The 24,653-nt window shown below is 71.4% G+C and carries 13 protein-coding genes and 1 pseudogene; 3 read left to right on the plus strand and 11 right to left on the minus strand.

What is annotated here, in order from left to right; genetic code table 11:
* Nucleotides 1-2: 2 nt before the first annotated feature.
* From JIW86_RS38285 to JIW86_RS38305, 5 genes are all read right to left on the minus strand, one after another.
* A complete protein-coding gene (locus tag JIW86_RS38285) occupies nt 3-9,791 on the minus strand; it encodes a hypothetical protein (protein ID WP_257558920.1) in 9,789 nt (3,262 codons plus the stop codon).
* A 67-nt stretch (nt 9,792-9,858) separates the two neighbouring features.
* On the minus strand, nt 9,859-10,173 hold the full coding sequence (locus tag JIW86_RS38290) for a hypothetical protein (protein ID WP_215150354.1): 315 nt from the start codon (nt 10,171-10,173) through the stop codon (nt 9,859-9,861).
* Nucleotides 10,166-10,729: a YbaB/EbfC family nucleoid-associated protein gene (locus JIW86_RS38295; RefSeq protein ID WP_257558924.1), complete on the minus strand. Its 564-nt coding sequence runs from the start codon at nt 10,727-10,729 to the stop codon at nt 10,166-10,168. Before JIW86_RS38295 ends, JIW86_RS38290 begins: the two co-directional genes overlap by 8 nt.
* 73 nt (nt 10,730-10,802) lie before the next feature.
* Nucleotides 10,803-11,081, minus strand: coding sequence for a hypothetical protein (locus JIW86_RS38300; protein WP_257558925.1), 279 nt, complete (start codon nt 11,079-11,081; stop codon nt 10,803-10,805).
* Nucleotides 11,078-11,701: a hypothetical protein gene (locus tag JIW86_RS38305; protein WP_257558926.1), complete on the minus strand. Its 624-nt coding sequence runs from the start codon at nt 11,699-11,701 to the stop codon at nt 11,078-11,080. The genes JIW86_RS38300 and JIW86_RS38305 overlap by 4 nt, the downstream gene beginning before the upstream one ends.
* Nucleotides 11,702-11,956: 255 nt before the next feature.
* Here JIW86_RS38305 and JIW86_RS38310 point away from each other — a divergent pair, with 255 nt between their 5' ends.
* The gene (locus JIW86_RS38310; RefSeq protein WP_257558927.1) at nt 11,957-12,088 is read left to right on the plus strand and encodes a hypothetical protein; all 132 of its coding nucleotides are present in this window, start codon (nt 11,957-11,959) and stop codon (nt 12,086-12,088) included.
* A gap of 878 nt (nt 12,089-12,966) precedes the next feature.
* Here the strand turns inward: JIW86_RS38310 and JIW86_RS38315 are convergent.
* The 6 genes from JIW86_RS38315 to JIW86_RS38340 form a co-directional block, all read right to left on the minus strand.
* Nucleotides 12,967-13,419 (minus strand): hypothetical protein, encoded by a 453-nt coding sequence (locus JIW86_RS38315; protein WP_257558928.1) that lies wholly within the window; start codon nt 13,417-13,419, stop codon nt 12,967-12,969.
* Nucleotides 13,420-13,554: 135 nt separating this feature from the next.
* Nucleotides 13,555-13,851, minus strand: coding sequence for a WXG100 family type VII secretion target (locus tag JIW86_RS38320; protein WP_215150362.1), 297 nt, complete (start codon nt 13,849-13,851; stop codon nt 13,555-13,557).
* Nucleotides 13,852-13,916: 65 nt separating this feature from the next.
* Nucleotides 13,917-14,255, minus strand: a complete 339-nt coding sequence (locus JIW86_RS38325) for a hypothetical protein (RefSeq protein WP_215150364.1) — start codon at nt 14,253-14,255, stop codon at nt 13,917-13,919.
* A 103-nt stretch (nt 14,256-14,358) separates the two neighbouring features.
* Nucleotides 14,359-15,825, minus strand: coding sequence for a type VII secretion protein EccB (gene eccB, locus JIW86_RS38330; protein ID WP_257558929.1), 1,467 nt, complete (start codon nt 15,823-15,825; stop codon nt 14,359-14,361).
* A gap of 82 nt (nt 15,826-15,907) precedes the next feature.
* Entirely contained in the window at nt 15,908-17,287 is a 1,380-nt protein-coding gene (eccD, locus tag JIW86_RS38335) for a type VII secretion integral membrane protein EccD (protein ID WP_257558930.1), read from the minus strand.
* An 81-nt stretch (nt 17,288-17,368) separates the two neighbouring features.
* Nucleotides 17,369-17,791 (minus strand): hypothetical protein, encoded by a 423-nt coding sequence (locus tag JIW86_RS38340; RefSeq protein WP_257558931.1) that lies wholly within the window; start codon nt 17,789-17,791, stop codon nt 17,369-17,371.
* 1,052 nt (nt 17,792-18,843) lie between these two features.
* On the opposite strand from JIW86_RS38340, the pseudogene eccCb reads away from it, so the two are divergent.
* A pseudogene (gene eccCb, locus JIW86_RS38345) lies at nt 18,844-22,211 on the plus strand (type VII secretion protein EccCb); the annotation flags it as partial.
* 577 nt (nt 22,212-22,788) lie between these two features.
* A complete protein-coding gene (locus JIW86_RS38350; protein WP_257558932.1) occupies nt 22,789-24,618 on the plus strand; it encodes a hypothetical protein in 1,830 nt (609 codons plus the stop codon).
* The last annotated feature ends 35 nt before the right edge of the window (nt 24,619-24,653 follow it).

Raw genomic sequence — 24,653 nt, forward strand, 5'->3', positions numbered from 1 at the left:
GGTCAGCTCATGGGCCCTGAACGGTTCGCCGGCCATGCTGACGGAGATGGAGACGGAATCGGTGTCGGTGCCGAATTTGACGGCGTCGGGGTGCTGGTCGCCGGGTTCCGTGGCCGGGGGAGAGCGTCGTCGGGGAGGTTGTTGGGGTGGGTGGCGGTGTGGGTGGGGGTGTGGCCGGGGTCTCCGGTGTCGGTGTATTCGTGCCAGGCGGCGTTGTCAGTGAGGATGGTGGGTTTGCCGTCTGGGGTGATGCCGATGTGTTGGGCGGTGACGAGGTGTCCGGTGGTGTCGGTGTGCGGGGTGGGGACGTACCAGACGGGGGCGTTGGCGGCGAGTGCCGTGAGGGTGTCGGGGGTGGGCTGGCCGTTGGCGCGGTGTGTCCACAGGCCGCTCATGACGGTTTTGACGGTGGTTTCGTTGACGGGGTTGGCGAGGTCGCAGGCGGTGAACTGGATGCGGGTGATGCCGTCGAGCTTGCCGGTGTCGTGGGCGGTGATGAGTGCTCGGAGGGTTGTGTCGGTGTCGGGTGCGCCGTCGGGGCCGGTGTGCATGCCGACGACGAACACGCCGGGCCGGGGCGGGAGCGCGTTGAGGGCGTCGCTCTGGGCGGTGCTCAGGTTGCCGACGGTGATACCAGCGGGGATGTCACGGACGGGCGTCAAGCGGGCGAACGCCTCCAGACCTGACGCCAGGTCGTCCGCGATCAGGTCCGCGGGCCGCTGCCAGAAGGGCAGGGTGTGGCCGTCGGCGTCCAGCAGCGCCGGGGTGTGGCCCTGGTCCAGCAGGAAGCGCTGGGCCAGGATCCGGACGTCAGCGGTGATCCCGGTGTCGGGAGACGACGGCTCCAGGCCCTCGAACCGCTGGAGCCGCTGCACGACGTCGGCGATGGCCACCATCCGTTCCCGGTCCCCGGAAGCCCGGGCGACGGCCGTGTAGTAGTCATCGAAGATCGCGTCGAGGTCCCGCCGTACGGTGTCCTCTTCCGGCACGTCGTCGTCCTCGTCGCGCAGCCAGGGCGAGGCCCCCTCGGGCTCCTCGGGCGGCTCGGCCCCCTCGATCCTGCGGCGCAGTTCCAGATAGGAGTCGGCGTGGAGCCGCCGCCAGTCGCGACTGCGGCTCGGCTGCCGGTCCAGCACCTCGCGGATCAACGGGATCACCCGGTCCTGTGAGTCGGCGCCGTCCAGGAGCGCCGGCCAGGACTCCTCGGGCAGCACCTCCGAGAGGCGACGCCCCGCGATCTGCGGGTCCGGGCCCTGCCACAGGAAATCGACGGGGCCCGACAACGTCTCACGGGGTTCCAGCCCGAGGGCGACCTCGTCCGGGAACCTCCCTCCAGGCATGGCCGTGCGGAGTTCGTTCTCGGTCAGGGGCGCCAGCGAGCGGAACCTGCTCCAGTTGTCGGCGTAGTCCAGCACGTCGTTGCCGAGCACCGTCCGCCCGAACTCGCCGGCCGCCCGCATGATCTCGTGGAGCGAGTGGTGGTGGACCGGAAGCATGTCGGCCAGGAGGGCGAGGCGTACCAGCTGGTAGTCGACCGTCAGGCCCCACTTCTGACTCATCTTGTGAACTGCCTCGAGCACGAAGTACGTCGTGTTGGAGGTACCGGCGCCCAGGAGTCCGCCGGACTCCTGCGCGGTCGCCTGGGGCCAGCTCACCATCTGGATCGTGCGGTGGTTCTCGCCGGGGAGCCAGGCGAGCCGGCCGTTCTCGAGGGTGTGACGCCGCTCGCGGTCGCTCAGTGGCGGCACCACCTCGTCCGCACGCAGATCGGTCCGGACCAGCTGCTTCACTTCGGCTTCGTAGGCATCCCGGTCCGGACCCGGCGGCATCGCGTCGAGCCGCGCCTGCATCGCGTCGCGGCGCTGGGCGATGTCGGGGGACGCCTGCCTGTCCCACTCCTGCTTGAGGACCTGCGGCATCGTCTTCTTGAAGCCCACCAGCTGCTTGAGGACATCGCCGTGCACGGCGAGTTCGAGCAGGTACACCTGCTCGCGGAGGTTCCCCTCCCTGACGACCCGCTCCAGCTCGACGAGGTCCGTGCCGACGGACCCGCTCCCGGTGTTGGCATCGCTGCCCAGCTTGCGACGCAGGTCGGGTCCGGCCTTGTCCCAGAGCGCCTGCACCAGTTGCTTCACCTGCCGCTGCACCGGCTCCAGCCCGGCGATGAACTCGCCCAGCGGGCGCTCGGCCTGCCGGGAGGCCTCCGTGTAGTTGATCCGCAACGCAAGCCGCGCCATCGGGCTGTTCACGTTCACACCCGGGTTGGCGTGCAACGCCTGCTCCAGTCGCGTCAGCATCGCCAGCGGCAGACCCACCAGGTCGGCCTCGGTCGCGGCCTGCCACGGCTGGAGCCCGCCGCCCTCGGTGAACACGCCCGTGACGGTCACGTGGGTCAGGTCGTCCTTGCCGACCAGCAGCCGGCCCTCACCCGCGTCGACGGCGCGACCGGCGGGAACGGTCACCTCCAGCAGGGTCTGCCCGCCGAGCGGCGGATGCTGCGTCGTCAGCGTGGCCCACGGCTTGTCGCCCGTACGCAGGAACGCGTCGGACTGCCCCGTCACCTGGTGCACGGAGTTCGGCAGCACGAGGTAGGCCGTGGTCACCTCGGCCGTACGGGGACCGAGGGCAGCCAGCTCCGCCCGCCAGTCGGCGGCGTCCTCGGCCTCCGCCACGTCGGTGTCCGCGCGGGTCTGCTCGCTGCCGGTGCCGACGGTGGGCGGCGGAACACTGGCGTCGGCCTCGGTTCCCGTACCCGGGGGCGTCACGCTTGCCGTGGCTCCGGGTCCGTCACCGCTCACCGTGTCGACATCGGGGGACTGCTCGGCCGGGCGGGACCGGAGGCGGGTGAATGTGGCCATGCCCATGGCCAGGTCCTCCGCGATCCGCCTCTCCATCCGCTTCCAGAACTTCGCGGTGTCAGCGGTGGCCGGCAGAAGTGAAGGGGTGTAGCCCTGGTCCAGCAGGAGGCGCTGGGCCAGGAACCGGACGTCGGCCGCCATCCGGATCTCCGGCGACGGACCGAACTCCCCGACCTTCTGGAGCTGCTTGAGCAGCTTGGCGACGGCCGTCAGCCGCGCCTTGTCCCCGGAGGCAGCGGCCACGCTCTGGTGGTAGCTGCTGAAGATCGTGTCGAGCTCTGCCCGTACGCCGTCCGAGGGCTCCGCGGGCGGCCCGTCGCCCTCGATCCGGGCGAGCAGCTTGAGGTAGGAGTCGGTGTTCAGCGTCCGAAAGTCGCCGTGCTGTCCGTCCAGCACCTCCCCGAGCAGGGCGGTCCTCCGGTCGTCCGGGTTCGCCAGCAGCGTCGACCAGGACGCCTCGGGCAGCACGCGCGACAGCGGACCGCCCGCCGTGTCCGACCCCTGGGGCAGCCGGGACGTGAGACGGGCGAACGCCGCCATGCCCATGGCCAGGTCGTAGGAGCGGTCCGCGCCTTCCTGCCAGTAGTCCGCGGTGTAGCCGTCGGCGTCCAGCAGCGACGGGGTGTAGCCGTGGTCCAGCAGGAAGCGCTGGGCCAGGAACCGGAGGTCGGCCGTGGTCGAGGGATCCAGATCCTCGATGGTCTGAAGCAACTCGACGGTCTCGGCGATGACCTTCAGCCGCGCAGGGTCGTCGGCGGCGGAGGGCATGGAGTCGTCGTAGTGATCGAAGGCGTCGTTGATGCCTCGCATGACGTCGGCGTCGAGTGGCGCGGGCTGGTCATCGCCCTCGATCCGGGCACGCAGCTTCAGGTAGGTCTCGGCGTTCAGCGTCCGCCAGTCGCTGTGCCGCCCGTCCAGCACCTCCCCGAGCAGCGTGGTCATCCGGTCGTCAGGGCTCTCCAGCAGCTCCGGCCAGGACTCCTTGGGCAGCACCCGTGACAGGGGGCCCTGCTCTGCCGGTTCGGTGCCGAATTTGACGGCGTGGGGGTGTGGGTTGCCGGGTTCGGTGGTGGGGGTGAGGTTGTTGTCGGGGTGGGTGTTGGGGTGGGTGGCGGTGTGGGTGGGGGTGTGGCCGGGGTCTCCGGTGTCGGTGTATTCGTGCCAGGCGGCGTTGTCAGTGAGGATGGTGGGATTGCCGTCTGGGGTGATGCCGATGTGTTGGGCGGTGACGAGGTGTCCGGTGGGGAGGTACCAGACGGGTGCGTTGGCGGCGAGTGCGGTGAGGGTGTCGGGGGTGGGTGTGGGTTCGCCGTTGGCGCGGTGTTGCCACAGGCCGCTCATGACGGTTTTGACGGTGGTTTCGTTGACGGGGTTGGCGAGGTCGCAGGCGGTGAACTGGATGCGGGTGATGCCGTCGAGTTTGCCGGTGTCGTGGGCGGTGATGAGGGCCTTGAGGGTGGTGTCGGTGTCGGGTGCGCCGTTGGAGCCGGTGTGCATGCCGACGACGAACACACCAGAATGAGGCGGGAGTTGATTCAGGGCCTGGAGCTGCGCGGTGCTCAGGTCGCCGACGGTGATCCCGGCGGGGATGCCACGGACAGGCGCGTTCGGCACGGTCCAGGAGCCGGGGCCGTTGTTGTCGTAGAGGACGGAGCCGGATTCCGTGACGTTCTCGATGGCTTCGAGGTACGCCCGGGGGAAGGTGCCTTCGGGGAGGGTGAGTTGGGCCATGAGCCCGGACGCGTCGGCTTGCTCGGGGGCGTGCCGGAACAACGACCGGGCGTCGTGGTAGCGGTCGGGCAGACCGGCGTAGTGCAGCAGCTCGTGCAGCAGCATGGCGTCGTCGCGCGTCGCTGATACCGGGTCCGCGTCGTCGCCGTGCAGGCGGAAGTTGAGCTGGTCGGAGTCCCGGCCGGGTCCGCCGTCCTGGCTCACGGTGATCCAGTCGCGTCCCTTGGGGCCGTCCTGCGGCACGGGCATGGGGACGAGCCGGACCTCCATGCGGAGCTGGTCCTTGGTACGGGGCAGCTCGAAGCCGAGGTTCACGTGGGCGTCGAGGAGGCCCTGCATCCGGTCCCGCAGGGCGGCGACCTCGGCCGCGGAGTACGAGCCGTCGGTGGCCACGGGCAGGGTGACCTGGACCAGGCGTACCGTTCTGCCCGGCCCGCCGTCCTGCGCGGGGACGTTGAAGCGCTGCACCTCGGCGTTGATGAGGGTGGCCCTGCCGTCCAGCAGGCCGCCGCCGCGGCGGTCCGCGGTGCCGGAGTACGGCCCGGGGTCGTCCGGGTCGGCCGCGGGGTCGAAGCGTTCGGTACGGATCCGGGCGGGCGGGGGCACGTCCTCGCGGCCCGGGGCCCACTTCCAGCCGGACCACTGCTCGGGGGTGACCGGCCGGTCCGTCGGGGTGACCTGCTCGGGCTCCCTGCGTCCCGGCTGCGAGTACGGGGAGTTCTCGGGCACGGCGGGACTGGTGCCCTGGCGCTCGCGCTTGGGGTCCAGCATGTCGGTGTCGTCGTCGCTGTCGTCGCTGCGGCGGCGTTTGGGGACCGGGTTGGCGTCGGTCATCTCGACGTCGGGGTTGGTGAGGGACGCGCGGTACTCGGCGGCCCGTTCGTCGGGGAATTTCCCGTCGACGGCCACGTGGGTGCGCAGCTCCGCCTCGGTCAGCGGCCCGATGTCGCGGTAGTGCCCCCAGTCGGGGGCGGTCCGGGAGTCGCGGGCGGGCATCTGCAGTTCCTCGACAGCGGCCAGGTGGCCGTAGACGGCGGACCCCGCCATGACCTCGGGTACGGAGTGGTGCCCCTGACCGACGAAGGTGGCGAGCAGGGCCAGCCGCAGCGCCTGGTGGTCCACGGTCATCGACCACTGATCGGCCATCAGCTGGGCGTACTGGTGGAAGTAGAAGGCGGACCCGGACGTGCCGGTCATGACCAGACGGCCTTGCTGCTCACTGGTGAGCTGGAGCGGCGTGTTCATCTTGAGTTCCAGCTTGGCCGCGCCCGGTATCCACCTCAGGGAGTCGTGGCGGTCCAGGGCCTTCAGCCGCTCCGTTTCGCTCAGCTCCGGCGTGATCCCTTCGGGCCTGAGGTCCGTGCGCAGGGTCTTGGCCAGCGCGGACCACGCCCCATAGGTGGTCTGGTACTCCGGTGTATTCGTTCGCCCGGCCTTGCTCAGCCTTGTGACCTCGCCGTCGAGCGTGCGGAACTCGGTGTACTCGGGCCGCTCCTGCCGGGTGGGGCGCTCGTCCTTGATCTCCTTCGGGTAGCTGGCCAGCTGGTTGAGCGCGGCCGGCAGCACCTGGGTGGAGATGGCGTGGAAGACCAGGGTCATCCGCTCGCGCAGATTGCCCGTCTGGACGACCCGGCGCAGCTCCGGCTCCTTGTTGCCCACGATTCCGGGCATGGTGGCCTCGTTGCTGCCGAGCTTCCCCCGCTTGTCCCGCGGGAGGCGCCGCCAGACCGTCTCTGCCAGGGTCTTCGCGACCTGCTTGACGTCGTCCCGGCCGGCCAGGTAATCCGCGAGGCGCCGCTCGTACGTCTGCGATTCCTCCAGGTAGCGGATCCGTACCCGGTCCTCGATCGAGGCGTCGGGCGCGTTGACGGAGCCGGAATCGCCCGGCTCCGTGCCGAACTTGACGGCGTCGGGGTGCTGATCGGCGGTCGCGGGGGTGCGGACGTGCGCGTGGACGGCGCCGTCGGGGATGTCGCTGGTACGGGTGTCGGTGTGGTCGGGGGCGTGGTCGGGGCCGCCGGTGTCGGAGTACTCGTGCCAGGCGGCGCCCTCGGTGAGGACGGTCGGCTTGCCGTCGGGCGTGATGCCGATGTGATGGGCGGTGACGAGCGCAGTGTCGGCGCCGGTCGTGGGGACGACCCAGACGGGGCCGTCGGCGGCGATGGCCTTGAGGGTGTCGGGGGTGGAGCTGGTCTCGCCGACGGCCCGGTGCTTCCACAGGCCGCTCATGACGGTCTTGACGGTGGCCTCGTTGACGGGCGCGGCCAGGCTGCAGGCGGTGAACTGGATCTGGGTGATCCCGTCGAGCTCGCCGGTGTCGTGGGCGGTGATGAGCGCCTTGAGGGTGGTGGTGGCGTCGGGCGCACCGTGCGGGCCGGTGTGCATGCCGACGACGAACACGCCGGACCGTGCGGGCAGTTGCTGGAGTGCCTTGAGCTGGGCGGCGCTCAGGTCGCCGACGGCGATGCCGGCGGGGATGGCGGGGGCGGGCGCGTCCGGCGCCGGGGGCGTGTCGTCGCCGTCGTCGTCGCCCGGCGGAGGGGTGTCCGGCCCCTCGGGGGTGGCGGTGACGAACGTGCCGTCGGGGTCGTCGCCGCCTCCGCTGGTGTCGGTGCCGGCACCGGCGTCGGCGACGGTGCTCCCGGAGTCCGTGTACGCCGACTCGACGACGACGGCGGTCAGCGGCGTGTGGGCGGTTGCCGGGGTGACCACGTCGACGGTGCGTTCGGGGCCCTCGCGGAGGACCGGCCCGCCGGGCGCCGTGGCGGTCTGCCCCTCGCCCGCGGGCCGCTGCCGGGTGTCCTCGGAGGTGAAGGGGTTGTCGCCGCCTTCGGTCTGCAGGAAGGCCGGGTGCGTGAGGTCCTCGTCCGCGAGGGAATCGTCGTCGTCCACGATGAGCATGTCGAACTCGGGAGCGGAGGAGACGGTGTCCGGCGGAGCGGTGGTCCCGTTGTCGGAATCGGCCCCGAACAGCGGGTGGTCGGCGAACTCCTCGCTGAAGGGCCGGTCCGGGGTGATGGTGGGCAGGTCGAACCCGCTGCCGGTGTCGCTCTCGGTGGCGACGTTGGGTACGTCGTCCAGCGACCCGGAGGCCGGGACGTCCGCGTGAGGCGAGTCTGAGAAGAACGAGGTACCGGTGAAGGGGTTGGAGAAGACCCACTTCACCATCGCCTTCATCTCGGCGGTGACGCTGGGGTCCGGGGTCTGGGAGGTGGGGCGGGGTACCGGCCAGGGCGCGGGGTTGCCGGTCATGTTCGCGACGAACGAGGCGATGTTGATCGGGTGGAGCAGGCCGAAGTACTTGTTGTCGTTGGGGTTCTCGGAGTACTGGTGCTTGAGGACCCAGTCCTGGTACTTGACCATGACGGGCTCGAACATCCGGTGCAGACCGCTGCCGAGCAGGCTCATCGACACGCCGGCGGCGAACGGCCCGCCGCTGACCTCGAACGTCCCGTCCCCGAAGACCACGTTGTAGAAGCCCTCGCTGAGCATCTCGTGGGTGCCTTCTTGCAGGGTCGACGCGATGGCACCGCCCAGCTGGTACAGGGGGTTGCCCTGTAGGGGGTTCTCCTGGAACAGGACCCGCTGGAAGAAGCCCTTGTGCTCGGAACGGTTGAAGAGGTTCGGCATCGCGTCCGCGAGGTTCCTCAGCGGCTGGACGTGCGCCAGATCGCCGAGGGCCTTGGTCAGGGACTCGGAGAGATCGCTGTGGTCGGCGCCGAGACGGACCCACTTGCGGGCCAGCATGTCGCCGAAGTCCTTGCCGGCGGCCTTCATCTCCGCCTTCAGCGCCGCGTCGGCGCCCTCCAGCGCCAGGTGCTTGGCGAAGATGTCGCCCATCTTGTCGGCGAACGCGTCCGCGATGGTGCCCTCGCCGAACCGCAGGAAGCCGGTCTCCAGCTGACGGTTGACACTGCCGAGGAGATCGCCGACTTCGTTGGAGAAGTCCTGCCGCGCCTGCTTGGTGGCCAGCAGGGATTCCAGCCGCGGCGGCACCTCGACGTCGGCCTGGCGGCCGGCGCTCCCGGCTGCCCCGGAGCTCTTCGAGGCCGACCCCGCAGGCTGGGTGGCGGCGTTGTCCGCCGCGCCGGTGCCGCCCGGCTTGGCCGTGACGGGGGCATCCGGCCGGCCGGCCGAACCCGCCGAACCCGCCGAACCGGGCGTGCCGGGCGCCGTGCCCGCCGCCGCGCCGGGGGCTTCCGGCCGGCCGGCGGGGGGCGTGGTGACGGCGTCACCCGCGGTCTCGGTGCGTACCGGGGTCGGCGGAGCGTCGTCCGGGACCTTGTTGACCGGCGTCTTCGCCGGCAGCTCCGGCTTGTCGATCGGCTTGGGGCCGTCCAGCTTGGATCCCGCGCCGGCCGCGCCGCCCGGCACGTCCTTCCCGGCGTTCGAGGCACCGTTGCCGGGGGTCTTGTCGAGCGTCTTGTTGATCTTGTCGTCGGCCTTGCCCTTGAGCGCGTCGTCCACCCGGCGGCTGAGGATCGAGGCCGGGCTGCGGCCGCCCAGGAGCCTGCCGAGCAGCTTGCCGCCGTAGTGGAAGACGATCTCCAGCGGGCCGCCGACCAGACCGGTCAGCGCACCCTGCTTGATGGAGTCGATCATCGACTCCATGTTCCACTCCTTGGTGTGGCCCGCGCCGAGCTGGTACAGCTGGATGACCAGGTCGCGGAAGATGCCACCCGTGATGCCGATGAAGGTCTGGCTGAGGATCGTGCTGAGCAGCCACATGAAGAGGCCCTTGAGGCCCTCACGGGTCATCGCGAACATCACCGACACGGGTCCCCACACCGAACCGAAGGTGAAGACGGAGAAGATCGTGGCGAACAGGATCTGCGCCAGCAGCTCCACCAGCTGCAGGATCGCCATGATCTTCGTGTACTCGACCTGGTTGGCGACCTTCAGAGCCACCTCGGAGAGCTGCTGAGCGAGCTCCGCCGTCTGCTCCAGCTGGTTCGCACCCGCCGTCTGGCCCGTCAGGTCGTTCATCGACACGACGAACGAGGAGGCCGCCTCGCCCTTGAAGTCGCCCTTGACGATCGGAATGAGCTCCAAGACGTAACCGGAGAGCGTCGTGAGGTCCTTCGCGATGTCGGCGTAGTGCTCCGACACCCGCCGCATGAGGTCCTCGTCGGCTTGGGGCCACTCCATGCCCGTCACGAATCCGAGGAAGTCGGCGATTCCCTTGGGCGGATTGATGGACATGGCGTGGTGGTCCTCCGGTCGGGCGGGTGGCTGTGCCCGATGGAACGGAGACGGCCACCCGCACGGTTCAGAAGGTGTCCACGTGCTGCCCGGCCTCGTCGTCCGCGTTGTTCATCGTGTCGACGGTGTCGTTGCCGGCGCTCACCACCGTGCCCAGCTTCTTCCTGATGTACGCGACGGTCTCGGTCAGGTTCTCGGTGGGCTTGTCGACCTGCTGGTGGTAAACCTGGCCGATCTCGTCCTGGCCGGCCGACTCCTTGTTGATCCGGTTGATCTCGACGATCTTCTGGTTGAGGTCGGTCAGGCACCGCTGGTAGTCGTCGTAGTAGGCGAACTTGTCCTTGAGGTCGCTCAGTACCTTGAGGTCCTCTCCCTCAGCCATTGAAGACCTCCTGCTTCCCGGTGGGGATCCTGCTCTCCGACTCGGCCGCGAACTCCTCCTGCTTCTTGTGGTGTTCGGACCTCGCGCGCGCGGCCTCCTCCTCGGCGGCGAATTCCTCCTGCTTGGCGGCCTTCGCCTCCTCGCTCGCCTCTTCCAGGCCGAACGAGGAGCCCATCGCGCGCAGCGGCTTCATCAGCTCGTCCAAGTCGTCGGGCATGCCGGTCAGGCCGGTGACCATGCGCAGGTGCTCGCCGAAGTTGTCGAAGCCCTTGATCCGCTCGATCACCTGGGCGCCCATCGTGGCCCGGGCGTCGTTGAGTACGGTGACCAGCGCGGCGGACAGCTCGGCCGGTGCCATCGCCTGGTACGCCTTGGTGTGGAAGGTCATCGAGACGACCTGGCCCTGGGGGCCGACGGTGACCGACACCATGCGGTCCTTGGACGTGGCGGAGGCCGTCGCCGAGTCAAGGTCGCGCTTGGCCGCGAGCATCCTGTCCCGCTGCTCGTGCAGCGCCGACATCGCGTCTTTGATTTTGCCCTCGAAGTCGATGCTCATCGGTCACCTTTCGGATGGTTGGTGGAGTGTTTGGTGGATTGGTTCGGTGGTGTTCGGGGCGGCCGGGGGCGGATCAGCGGCCGATGACTCCGCTGACCGAGCCGGTGTCCGTGCCCCAGACCTCTTCGTCCTCGGTCAGCCAGGTGGTGCGCTGCCGGTCCTTGCCCTGGTTCGGCTGCCCGCCGGCGCCGCCCGCGCCGGGGCTCATCGGCGGCATCATCGGAGACTGCGGCGGTGCCTGGCCCTGGAGGGCGTCCCGCTGCTGCTGGGCGGCGGCGTTGGCCGCGGCCGCAGCCGGGTTGCCCGCCACGGAAGCGCCCCTCTGCGTCCCCCACTCGCCGATCCCGGTCATGCCGCCGACGGTCGCCGCGATGCCCTTGGGCTGCGCGCCGTTGACCAGGCCGCTGCCGGAGCCGCCGCCGGAGCCGAGACCGTCCAGGCCGGGGAACCTGCCTCCCCCGAGGTGCCGCCGCTCTTGAACTCGAAGCCCGTGAGGCCGCCGGACTGGGTGTTGGGCTTGGGGACCGGACGCGAGTTGAGGGCGTGCTCGGCGTTCGTCAGCAGCTGGTTCGTACGGCTGATCGGCTTGCCGTCGGCGCCGACGACGATGCCGTCCTTGACGGTGGCTCCCTTGGGCAGCGTGTAGGGATTGCCGTTGGAGTCGAGCAGCGGCTTGCCGTTGGCGTCGACGACGGTGCCGTTCTCCAGGACCTTCGCCCCCTCGGGGAGCCGGATCTGGTCGTACGGGCTGCTGCCCGGCTGCAGCGGGCCCTGGGGCGGCCCGCCCGGAGGCAGCTGGCCCACCTTGGCGCCGGGCGGCGCGATGACGGGCTTGCCGCCCGGCCCCAGGACCGGATTGCCCTTCGGGTCGTAGACCTTGCCGTCCTTGCCGATGCGGGACCCCGGCGGCACCAGCACCGGCTTGCCGTCGGGACCGAGGACCGGCTTGCCGTTCTTGTCGAGCAACGGCACGCCCGCGCCCGTCCCGGAACCGCTGCCGGGCTTGAGGCTGCCGGGAAGGCCGCTCGGAGGCTTGTTACCCGGGCCGGCGCCCCCGCCGGGCTTGAGCTCGGGGGGCTTCTTCGGCCCGCCGGGGCCGCCGGCCCCGCCCTTCCCGTCGAGGGGGTTCTTGCCGCCCGGGTTGAGGGGGTTGTTCTGGGGGTTGGGGGCGGCGTCGGACCCGTGCCGCCGCCGGGCATGCTGATGTTGGGCTGGTAGACGCCCTCCTTGAGCGCGCCCGCGAGCTTCGAGTACGCGGTGTCCAGCAGGCCGAGGTGGTTCTTCGCGGCCGTGTCCAGCTTCTCCAGGTTCGCGATCCAGAGCGCCTTCGCGGCGCTCTCGACCCCGTCGAGCCAGTAGGCCTGGCTGATGTCCGACTTGTCGTTGTCGACGATCTTCCAGACGTCCGGTTCATAGCCGTACGTGTCGCCGTACGAGTAGGCCTTCCAGGTGACCTGGAGCTCCGCTTTGGACATGACTTTCCAGAACGCGTCGTGCAGCACGTTCAACCCATTGGCGTTCCGCGTCACGTACCACTCGTCGAAGGCCGTGTTCATGCCCGTTGCGGACGCCTTGAGCTGGTCCTTGGCCGTCGTGATCAACGCCGCGTAGTCGCTCGGCGCCGTGATGTCGAGCCTGACCTTGCTCATCTCCACGTGGATCACGTTCAGGAACTTCTTGAACGCGCCGGCCGCGCTGCCCTTCCACTCGTCGGTGCCGGAGTCGACGGCGTCGCCCCATTTCTTGATGGTCGGCAGCCACTCGTCGAACCAGCCGACGATGCTCGTGACCTGGGCCGCCGCGTGCTCGAACGAGAGGGGGTTGACGACTTCGTTCTTGAAGGGCGAACCCACCAGCGGTGCGAGGTTCTTCTTGGGGTCGCTGAACCACAAGTTCCACTTGGATGTGGGGCTGTCGAACACGTTCTTCTTGTCGATGTTGAAACCCGCCACGAAGTGGACGGGGCTGGCGACGTTCTGGCCGTTCGCGTCCTGCAGCGTCGCGACACCGGTCCAGAACACGTCGAACGTCTTGGACCAGTCCTGGTTCGGATTGATGTCCTTGAGGACGCGGACGCCGTCGGTCGTGGTCCATCTGGCGGAACCGGGGCCCGCCACCGAATTGCGGTCCGCCAGCGAACCAGTGTCGGCCATGAAGACCTTGAGGGCTTCTTCCCAGTTCTTGTTCACCGGCATGATCGCGCGGAACTCCTGTCCGTGGGGCTGGGGATGTCTCGTCTACTTGGTGGGAGCCGAGGGTCCGGGGCTCTGCGTCTTGGCGCCCTGCTGGATCGAGTTGAGGATCTCCCACATCTCGGTGACGCTGACGGCGTCGTCGGCGGTGTTGTCGAGGATGAGCTTGATGGTCTTCAGGGTGAGGAAGCCGCTGTCGGCGACGCCGCGGAACACGTTCAGTCCGCTGACCACTTGGGCGCACATCGCCTTGAACCCCTCCTGCACCTCCTTGGCGCTCTGCAGCTGACCCGTGTTGCCCGGAAGGATCTTGCCGTCGTCGCCGATGGAGTTTCCCTGCGCCCACTGGGTCAGGCCCGCCACGGCCGGGTCCTCCCCGAGGTCCTTGAGGAGGGTCTCGAACTTGTCCGCGAAGTCCAGCAGGACCTGTTCGGTGATCTTGAACGATCCCTTGTCGCCCTCGTCGTCCGAGTCTTCGTTGGGGGGCTTGGCCGCCATGCGCGCTCTCCTGCCTTCGGGTGGGCCGTGAGTGTCCGGCAGGAAGAACGGGGCCCCCGCGCCGCCCGGTTCACCCCCGGTACGGGAAACCCGGCCCGCGCGCGAGCGCCGTCGGGCCGGGTCCGGGAGCGCGGATCAGCGCTGGAACAGGTAGGCGCTCTTGCGGTCGCCGTTGCGGATGATGCCGTGGGCGTCGGCCAGGAGGTCGGCCCCCTTGTCGAACTGGGAGGACAGGCTCGCGTCCAGGCTGTTGACCGCCTGCTTGAACTCGGCGAACTCCTTGGCCGCCTCACCGGTGAACTCGGTCCTGATGGCATCGAGCCGCTGGACGATGGTGTCGAGGGCGCCGTTCATGGTCGCGGCGACCTGCTTCATCCGGTCGTTGGCGTCCTGGAGCGCGCCGTGCTTGATGTCCATGTCCATTTCGCTCATGGCGATTCCTTACGTCAGTGGGGAGGGACGGCCGAAGACGTCGGCGTACGAGCGCCGACCGGGGCCTACTTGCCGAGGATGTCGTAGACGTCGCCGGACCAGAGGTCCATGTTCGACTCCGCCTCACCGGCGGTGTCCGTCATGACCCTGCTGGTGACGCCGACGGCCTCCAGGAGGTCCTTGTACTCGGCCATCACCGAGCGGTAGCCGCGCTGCCAGTTCTCGATCTTGGCGACGAACTTGGTGCCGGCCGCCGACACCATGCTCTGCGAGACCTGGCCCGAGATGTCCTCGGACTCCGTGTAGGCCCGCTCCATCGTCTGGAGGTGCCCCTCGAGTTCGTTGAGGGTCTGTGTGAGTACCGCGGACGAGACTTTGAGGTTGTCACCGGGGTTTTCGGGCACCTGATCTCCTTGGTCGGATCGTGTGTGGCGTGGGGTTCCCAGCAGGGTGAACGGGGCGGCACGGGCTCGGGGTTCACCGCCGGAGCAGAGCTTGCGGGGCCGGTCAGCCGCTCGCGGCGGCGCCCGGGCACGGCGCGTCCCCGGATCCGGGGAGGGGCTCCACCAGGCCCGCCGAGGCCAGCGCGGCCGGGTCCAGTCCGGGCCCGGTCGGCAGCAGGGCCAGGAGCGCCGAGGGCACGCCCGCCACCCGTGCGCCGCCGTAGCCGAGGGTCTTCACGGCCTCCGGCGACGGCAGCGCGTACTTCACGCCGTTGTCCGCCACCAGGTACGTCGTCCCGCCCGCGCCCGCTCCGGACAGCGCCCGCACCAGGGCCCCGCCACCGGGCCGTACGGAGATCCGGTCGGCCGTACCGCAGCCGAGCACCACGCCCGGCTGGGGCGCGGGCGGCAGGCCCGCGACCGCCGCCGCCTCGACGACGCTCACCAGGGTGCGGGGCCCGCCCGGCGAGGGTTCCACCGCCGTGCACACGCTCTGCCCCGCCGCCGGTGCCACCAGCTTCGGCGGCGCCTCGGGCAGCCCGGAACCCGGCAGGGTCCCGGCCGTAGCCGGATGGGCCGCCAGATCGGCCGCGCCCACCGCCGCGGCGACCGCCGGCGCCCCCGCATACGCCTCCCGCTGCGTCCGGGGGTCCCCGCGCAGCAGCTCGAAGAGGGTCTGGTTCAGCGGCGCCAGCCCCTGCTGGGTCAGGACGTACGGCTCCCCGGCCGGACCTGTGAACAACTGGCCGGTCCGGGTCTGCTGCCCGGCCAGCGCGGGCCCGGCCGAACCGCGCCCGGAGATCTCCGGCGGTGACAGATCGGGGCCGGCGGGCAGGGAGTTGAGAAAGGACGGGGGCACCGCGAAGGGGGTGGCGGAGCCGTAGCCGAGCGCCGTGCCGGCGCCCGCGGCGACGTCGAGCCGCAGCCGCCTGCCCTGCCACAGCACGTGCCGGGTACCGTCCGCGGTCGCCACCAGCAGGCCCTGCCCGGGCGACAGGGCAAGGCCCGGCGAGCCGTTCCCGACGGCCACCGAGAGCAGCGGCGCGGCCTGGCCCGACGCGGAACGGCCGGGCAGCCCGCAGACCAGCCAGGACCCCTCCGTCAGTGAGGACTTGGCGGGCAGACCGTCCGGCGCGCCGACGATCCCGACCGGCCCGCCGCGCGGCGCCGCCTTGAGCGAGTTCAGACCGACCTGGGAGACGGTCATCTTCTCCCCGGCCACCAGCCGGGCGCTGGCCTGGTTGAGCACCGGGCGCAGCTCCCCGCCGATGAACAGGTACCGCGCGCCCGTCTCCTTCACCACCACCAGGGTGCCGGGCTTGGCCCAACCGGTCGCCCCGCCCGGCTTGATGGCCCCGTACAGGCCCATGACCAGGGCGATCAGCATGGCGATGAACAGCCCGGTGCGGACCCCGCGGGTGGTCCGCCGGGTCGGGAGGTCCGGTGCGTCGGGTTCGCCCCGCAGCATGCCGGCCCCGAGCCTGCTCATCACGAACAGGTGCGCCTGTACCTGGTCGCGCCTGGACTGCATGTGAACTCCTCCGCAGATAAGGTCCTGTCGGGGCCGTGGCACGGCCGCTCCGGGCGGGTGCGCGCTCCGGCGCGCCACCCGGTCAGCCGCTGAGCCCGCGCACCCAGGCGAAGACGCCGGCCACGGCCAGCGCGAGCGGGAGCAGGCTCAGCGCCAGCGCGCTGTGCAGCAGGTCGCCGGCCCGGCCCCAGTACGGCAGCATCCGCCGCCCCGGCACGGTCCACGAGGCGATGGCGAGGGCCGAGGCCACGGCCGTCAGCCCGGCCAGCAGCCCCAGCCGGCCGGTGCCGCCGAGCGTGAGTGCCCACTGCCCGGTCAGCAGGGCCAGACCGTAGGCGCCGGGCAGGACCAGTGCCAGACGCTGCCACAGGGAGCCCACCTCGCGGGCGTGCAGGATCAACAGCAGGGACAGGGCCGCCGTCATCGCCGCGGGCGCCCAGCCGGACGCCGCGGCGACAAGGGTGAGGCAGCCGGCGCAGAGCGCACCGGTCACCACGTGGAAGGCCGTCAGGTAGCCGTCAGCCACCGCGCTGCGGTCCAGCACGTCCTGTGCCGGGTACGGCTCGATGTCCTCCTGGAGCTCGTCGGCGGTGCGCGGCAGCGCCGGGAGCTTCAGTCCGGACAGCCGGAAGGCGAAGCCGGGGAGGAACGCGCCGAACGCCACGACCAGCACGGCGAGCACCGCGGCCGTTTCCACGGCCGAGAGTCCCGCCAGCGTGATCGCCCCTGCCACGGCACCGGTCGCCGCGGTGATCAGCAGCCCCAGGAAGAGCGGAGCCGAACAGGCCACGGCCGAGAGCGCGAGGACCGCCGCGCCGGCAGCCGCCGAACTCCCCGCCAGCAGCCGGGCGGCCGTCACATCATCGCTGCCCGTCGGCAGCAGCGCACCGGCCAGGGCGAGGTAGGGCACCGCCGCCGCGCCGAGCGCCGTGCCCGCCCCGGCGTCGCCCACCGCCCGTGCGGCGCTGGCCGCGCCCAGCAGCAGCAGTCCGCCGATCGCGCCGGCCGTGACCCCGCGCAGCGGCCCGATGTCGCCGGACAGGGCCAGCAGGGCCAGCCCGCCCGCCAGTGCGGCCAGCGCGAGGCCAAGCGCCACGTGGTGGGTGAGAGCGGGGCGCCACGAGTCGCCGCGCTGTTCCAGGCCGACCGCGACACCGTCGATGAGGTCGTCGAAGTGGACCGGCGGCAGCGTTTCACGACGCAGCCGCAGGAACAGCTGATCGCCGTCCTGCAATCCCAGGGCCTCCGCCGACCGCTCGTCGTCCAGGGGCTCCTCACCGAGCCGCTGGAGCACCCAGCCGCCCGCCTCGACGGCCTCCTCGTCGAGGTCGTCCCCGGCGTAACCGATGATGGTCGCCAACAGGTCCGCCAGTGGTACGTCGCCCGGTACGGAGAGCTCCACCACCTTGTGCGGCCCGTGGAATCTCAACCGGCACAGTCCCGCCACCGCGCTACCGCTCACTGCCCGCGTGTCCTTCCCGCTGTCCATCCGGGGCGAGGCGCCCTCAGCGGCCAGATGAACGGGCCGATCCCAGCGGTGGGTTCAGCGGGCCCGGCGCAGTTCGCGCAGCAGGGCCTCGACGCCCTCGTCACCGCGCCGTCCGATGAGCACGGCGATCCAGCGGGTCACGACCTCCCGCTCGTCCTCGGTCCAACCGGCCGATGAGGGATGCTCCTCCACCACCAGCACGCGCGCGAGCAGGCACAGCTCGTCGAAGGGCGCCGCGGACCGGCTGTCCGGGGCACCGGGCACGGCCGGCGGTACGGGCCGCTCACCGGGCGCCGCGGACAGTCCCAGGAGCCGGGTCACCGCGTCGGTCACCTGGGAGGCGGCGGCCTCCGGCACGTCCAGGCCGGTCCCGGTGGCCGCAGGCTCTGGATCCTCTTCCGCGGGGACGGTGTCCCGTAGCCAAGAGCGCAGCAGTGAGCGGACCTCGTCCGCCGCCGCGTCATCGTCCCCGTACACCGGTCTCCCACCGCCGACGCCGCCACGGCCAAGGCGCCGGCACCGCATGCTCCGCCTCGTCCGCCGTGGCGGCCGGCCGGCGCGATGGCCCGGTGACCACCCGTAGATGCACACACTCTCTCACCGCTAACCGTTCACCGCTTCCGCTCCGTCTGCGAACTCAACGTGTGCCCGGATCCCGGGGTTCACCGGCCGCCTCGGTGGTGCGTTGAACCGCCCCCCGCCATCCACCCGTTCCCCCTGGGCGAGGAGACCGCCGAACACAGTCGGCCGGCGAGGCGTGAGGAGCATTTTCGTTGAGCGTGGTGCTAGTCAACCGCCCACCACGGCGGCCGGGCCCCGAGATGCCGGACGGCGAGATCCAACTGCAGGAGCCGCCCGTACTGCCCGAGAAGCAGAGCGGGATGGGCAACATCATCACGATGGTGCCGATGGCGCTGTCCTCGCTGTCCATGGTGTTCATCTTCCTGCGGCCCAACGGCGGCCTCATGACGTACGTCGCGATGGGCACCATGGCCGTCTCCGCGATCGGCATGGTGGTCACCCAGATCATCCGGGGCAACACCGACCGCAAACAGGAGCTCACCGCCGAGCGGCGCGACTACCTGCGCTACCTCACCCAGATGCGGCGTCAAGTACGCAAGGACATCCGCAGCCAGCAAGAGGCGCTGGCCTGGCGCAACCCGGCCCCCGCCGAACTGGCCTCGCTGGTGCGGACGTCACGGCTCTGGGAGCGGCGCGCCTCCCATCCCGACTTCAGCGACGTACGGATCGCCGTCGGGTCGCAGCGGCTCGCGGTGCGCCTCGCCCCGCTCGCCACCAAGCCCGTGGAGGACCTCGAACCGCTCACCGCCCATGCCCTGCGGCGATTCATCCACGCGTACGCGACGGTCGCCGGGCAACCCGTCGCGATCCACCTGCGCGGCTTCGCGCAGGTCCTGATCCGTGCCGGGTCGGCGGAATCCGGGCCCCCGACCGCGCGGACGACAGGGCGGCGGCCGAGACCGGGCCAGCGGCCGGAACCGGGTCGACGGCCGGAACCGGGCCGGCGGCGCGGCCCGAGGAGCAGGTTCGCGCGCTGGCCCGCGCCGTCCTCGCCCAACTGGCCACGCTCCACGCACCCGACGAGCTGCGCATCGCCGTGGTCGCCGCGCCCGACCGCCGCGCCCACTGGGAGTGGATCAAGTGGCTGCCCCACGCGCTGCACCCGACCGAGACCGACGGCGTCGGCCCGCTCCGGCTGGTCGCCGGCACCATCGGCGAGCTGGAGCAGCTGCTGGGCGACGAATTCGGCGCCCGGCCGCCCTACGAACCCGACGCGACCCCGAGCCGCGACGAGCCGTACACGGTCGTCGTGCTGGACGGGGCGACGTTCGCCGCCCCGCACCGGGCGGCCCTCGGCGGCTACCGCAACGCCACCGTGATCGACATCGGCTCCACCCTGGACTGGAAGCACAACCGGCTCACCCTCCGGCTGCGGATCACCGGCGGCTCGGGCGGCGCGGACAGCTCGGAAGGCACCCTGGAGATGGTGGGCGCCGACCGGAACCGCAAGGACGAGATCACCGTCCTCGGCTCCGCCGACACCCTGTCCCACGCCGCCGCCGCCCGGCTGGCCGCGCTCATGGCCCCGTACCGGCTGGGCGACAGCGTCGACGCGGGCGAGCCGCTGGCCACCGACTTCGACCTGACCGCCCTGCTCGGCATCCACGACCTCCACCGTTTCGACGTCATACAGCAGTGGGCGCTGCGCAACCAGGCGAACAAGCTGAAGGTCCCGCTCGGCCTCGGCCCCGACGGCACCCCCATCGACCTCGACATCAAGGAATCGGCGCAGGGCGGCATGGGCCCGCACGGCATGCTGATCGGCGCCACCGGCTCCGGCAAGTCCGAGCTGCTGCGTACGCTGGTCCTGGCCCTGGCCCTGACCCACTCCTCGGAGATCCTCAACTTCGTTCTGGTCGACTTCAAGGGCGGTGCGACCTTCCTCGGCCTCGACCGCCTCCCGCACACGTCCGCGGTCATCACCAACCTCGCCGACGAGGCCGAGCTGGTGGACCGCATGCGCGACGCCCTGCACGGCGAGATGATCCGCCGGCAGGAACTCCTGCGCTCCGCCGGAAACTACTCCTCCCTCCTGGAGTACGAGACCGCCCGAGCCGCAGGTACCCCGCTGGACCCCCTGCCCACCCTCTTCGTGGTGGTCGACGAGTTCTCCGAACTGCTGGCCGCCCACCGCGACTTCATGGACCTCTTCGTCATGATCGGCCGTCTCGGCCGCTCCCTCGGCGTCCACCTCCTGCTCGCCTCCCAGCGCCTCGACGAGGGCCGCGTCCACCAGCTCGAATCCCACCTGTCCTACCGGATCGGCCTGCGCACCTTCTCCGCGATGGAATCCCGGGGCGTCCTGGGCGTTCCCGACGCCTACCAGCTGCCCTCCCAGCCCGGCAACGGCTACCTGCGCAGCGACATCTCCACCCTCACCCGCTTCAAGGCCGCCTACGTCTCCGGCTCCTACAAGCAGAAGCGGCAGCCGGCCGCCCAACGAGCCCTGATCGAGGGCCAGGTCGTGGCCTTCGGCACCGAGTACGTCGCCCCCCGTACGCTGCCGGCCGCCGCATCGGAGGCGACGGAGGAGGCACAGGAGCAGGAGGCCGAGGAGACCCGCACGCTCCTCGACATCGCCGCCGAACGCCTCCTCGACGCGGGCCCGCCCGCGTACCAGGTGTGGCTGCCGCCCCTGGACGTACCGCCGACGCTGGACGAACTGCTGCCTCCGATCGCACCCCACCCCGAGTACGGGTTCACCGTCGAGGGCGGGCTGCGCGGGGCCCTCAAGGTCCCGGTCGGCCTTGTCGACCGCCCCTTCCAGCAGGTACGCGACCTGCTGGTGGCAGACCTCGGCGGGGCCGACGGGCACATCGGCGTGGCGGGCGCGCCGCAGTCCGGCAAGTCCACCCTGATCCGAACCCTGGTGGCGGCCCTCGCGCTCACCCACACCCCGGCCGAAGTGCAGTTCTACTGTCTGGACTTCGGCGGCGGCACCCTCTCGGGCCTGCGGGGCCTCCCACACGTAGGCGGGATCACCGGACGGCACGACCCCGATCGGGTCATCCGGACCATCGCCGAGGTCAATTCGGTCATCACCCGCCGCGAGAAGTACTTCGCCGAGCTCGGCATCGACTCGGTCGCCGCCTTCCGCCGCAAGAAGGCGGCCGGGGACCTGCCCGACGACCCGCACGGAGACGTGTTCCTGGTCATCGACGGCTGGAACACCCTGCGCCAGGAGTTCATGGACCTGGTCCAGCCGCTCACCCTGATCTCCCAGCGCGGCCTCAACTACGGAGTCCACCTGCTCGTCGGCACCACGCGGTGGGGCGAGATCACCGGTGCGCTCCGCGACCAGCTCCAGACCCGGTTCGAGCTGCGCCTCGGCGACCCGGTGGACTCGGTGGTCAACATGCGGGCGGCGGGCAAGGTGCCCAAGGTGCCGGGGCGCGGGCTGACGGAGGACCAGATGCACTTCCTGTGCGCGCTGCCGCGGATGGACGGCATCGGCACCGCACACGACCTGGGCGAAGGCCTCGGCGACCTGGTCGACGTCGTCACCGACCACTGGACGGGCCCGCGTGCCCCCGAGGTCCGCATGCTGCCACTGGTACTGGACGCCGCCGAACTGCCCGAACCGCACGGTTCGTTGCGGATTTCCCTCGGCCTCGAGGAACAGGACGTCCAGCCGCTGTGGCACGACTTCTCGCAGGACCCGCACCTGATCGTCGTCGGCGACAGCGAGTCCGGCAAGACCAACCTGCTCAAGCACATCACCACGCAGATCATGCGCGCGTACACGCCCGACCAGGCCCGCATCATGCTGGTCGACTTCCGGCGTGAGATGTACGAGACCGTGCCCGAGGAATACCGGCTCGGCTACGCGGTCTCCGCCGACCCCGTGCGGCAGATGGTCACGGGGGCCGCGAGGGCGCTGGCCAACCGGGTGCCGTCCGCCGACATCACCCCGGACCGGCTGCGGGCGCGCGACTGGTGGAGCGGGCCGGAGCTGTTCGTGATCGTGGACGACTACGACCTGGTCGGCAGCGCGGTGTCGGCACACCCGTTCGCCGCGGTCCTCGACCACCTGGCCCAGGGCGTGGAGATCGGCCTGCACGTCATCGTCGCCCGGTCCGCGAACGGGGCAGGCCGCGCCATGGGGGACCAGCTCCTGCGCAAGCTCCAGGACGTCAACACCCCGGCCGTGCTGCTGTCGTGCCCGCCGACGGAGGGCTATCTCTTCGGCGGCACCAAGCCGAAGGTGCTGCCGGCCGGGCGCGCGCTGCACATCACGCGGCGCCGCACGGTGCAGCTGCAGACTCCGCTGCTCGACTCCGACAGCCAGAACCCGCAGATCGGAACCGACGGATGATCACCCAGCCGCTCACCTCCATCGATGCGCCCACCGGATCGAGGCTGTGGCCCGTCGGCCCGCACTTGGTCATCGCCCCGGAGGAGGCCGAAGCCGCTCTGACGGCGGCCCTCGGCGGGCTGGACCCGCTTCCCGACGCCGTGCTGGTGCTGGCTGCGGCGCCGGACGCGGCGCCGGTTCTGCGCCGCGCCCTGCGGGAACTCGTCGACCTCGCGGCCGGACGCGGCGCGGCCCGTCTGGTGCTGGCCGCGTCCGGGCTCGCCGCGGCAGGCCCGGATGGCCGTCGGCCCGTCGAAGAGGTGGCGGCAGCGGCCCGCTTCCCGGTGATCGCCCCCGACGGCATGGTCACCGTCGACCCCGACGGCTCCCTGCAGGTCGCGCCGCCGGGCACCTGGTGGCTGTCCGAACCGGGCGTTCCCTCCCGCCGACTGGGCCCGGCCTGGCCGCCGGAGGTACCGGGAGGCGGACCCGATGGGGGGCGGTTCCGGACCCGCGGTCGGACCTGCTGCCGGACCTGCTGTCGGGCCTGGAGACGCCGGAAGCGCCGGAAGAGCCGTCCCCGGACGGGGATCCCGCCGTGCAGACGCCCGTCGCGGAGCCCGCCGAGCCGGCCGTGGGCACTGAGCCCGAGGAGCCCCCGCCGCCCGCTCCGCCCGTACCCGTCGTGGCCGAGTCCCAGGACGGCGCTCACGGGTCCGGGACCGACCCAATCGGCGTCGTACTGCGCTCCGGTCCCGGGCACCGGCCGGTCCCGGGCGGGTTCTGGCTGGGCGGGGTTCCGGAGGGAGTCGAGGCGCTGATCGGTGTCAGGCCCGGTGACCTCCTCCTCGGGGTGGGTTCACCGCAACGGCCGGTGCTGCCCGCCGCCGAGCTGCTGGACCTCGTACCCGAAGCCGCTGCGGAGCGGAACGGTCTGCTGCTCAGCGCCCCATGGGCCGCCCCGGCCGAACTCACCGCCATGGCCGTGGAGCTGGCCGCCCGGCTCGGCCGGGACGTGCGCGCGGCCATCGGCCTGCCCGTGCGCACCGCCGACGACTACGCCACCTCGTTCCTCGACGAGCGGGGCGCGCCCGCCTGGCAGCCCCTGCTGGTCGAGCTCACCGCCTCGCCCGGGCACCGTCGCGTGGTGCCCTCGGCGTGGCTGCGGCTGCCCGGACTCGACGCACTCGGCCCGGCCGTCCACCGGACCGGGACCGAGGGCTGGGTGCTGGAGACCGTGCCGGCCGGGCTCTGGCTGCGCCCGGTGGGCCGCTCGGCCAACCCCTGGCCCAGGATGCTGCACCGGGATCCGGCCCGGCCGGTGCTGGTGGTGGGGGAGCGGGACCGGGACATCGCCCCGGAGGTATGGGAGGCGCTGCCCGAGGTGCTGGCCGCACTGCCGGATCTGGGCGCGGCGGCTCCGTACGGCCTGCTGGTCCAGGGCAACCGGGCCGACGAGTCCGCGACGCGGGCGTTCGCCACGGCGCACGGCCTGGACTGGCTCGGTCAGACCCCGGCCCGGCCCGCGCCGCGCACGTCCGCCCCGGGGCCGACCCCCGATTCCGCGCCCGCACCGGCGGCGCAGCCCGCGCCGTCACCGTCCCCCGCCTCCACGGAAGCCGTCCCCGCCCAGGCGGCCCTGGGACCGGGCGGTCAGAGCGGGCCCGAAGACCGGGCCGCCCTCAAGGAGCTGCTCGGCCAGCGCTATCACCTCCTTGCCAGCAAGACCGAATTGCTCGCCACCCGGCTGCCCGCTCTCCGCTCCACCCCGCAGGACGACCTCAAGCCGGACATGGTCGCCATCGCGCTCTACCAGGCCGACACCCCCGAACCGGCCTCCCGAGCCGACCTGGCCGCGGCCGCCCGAACCGCGGAGCCCGGGCCGTTCACCCCGCTGCTGCGCTGTCTCGGCTCGGGCCTGCGCCGCCTGCCCGGCCACTACGGGGCCGTCATGCTGGCCGCCCCGGCCGGAGAGGTCCCGTTGGACCGGTACATGCCCGGCTCCCTGCTCGTCGAGCATGCCCCGGTGGCTGCCATTGCGGCGTGCGACGCCGACCTGGAGGGTCCCGTCGAGTTCGGCATCTGGTCCACCACCGGCCGCCGTACGTCCGTGTTCGCCGGCCCGGACGCCGAGCCCGAGGTGGTGTTCCCACCGGGAACCGCCTTCTCCGTCCTGGCGCTCAGCCCGCCGGACGACGACGAAGGGCCGATCCGGGTGCTGCTCCGCGAGATCTCGCCCGCCGAGGCCGAGTCGGCAGGTCACGGCACGACACCCTCCGGCGCAGCCGACGGCCGGTCCCGGGAACGGGACGAACAGGCGCGAGCCCGGCTGACCGCATGGTTCGAGCGCAGGGACATGCTCCCACCGCACGAGCGCCGCCCGCTGCCGGACCCGATCCGCTTCCACCTGGCTCCGGGAGCCGGCTGAGCAGTCAAGACCCTGAGCCGACGACCTGCGCCGTT

It is taken from the genome of Streptomyces sp. NBC_00162 (genome assembly GCF_024611995.1).
In the GTDB taxonomy this organism is placed as follows: Bacteria; Actinomycetota; Actinomycetes; order Streptomycetales; family Streptomycetaceae; genus Streptomyces.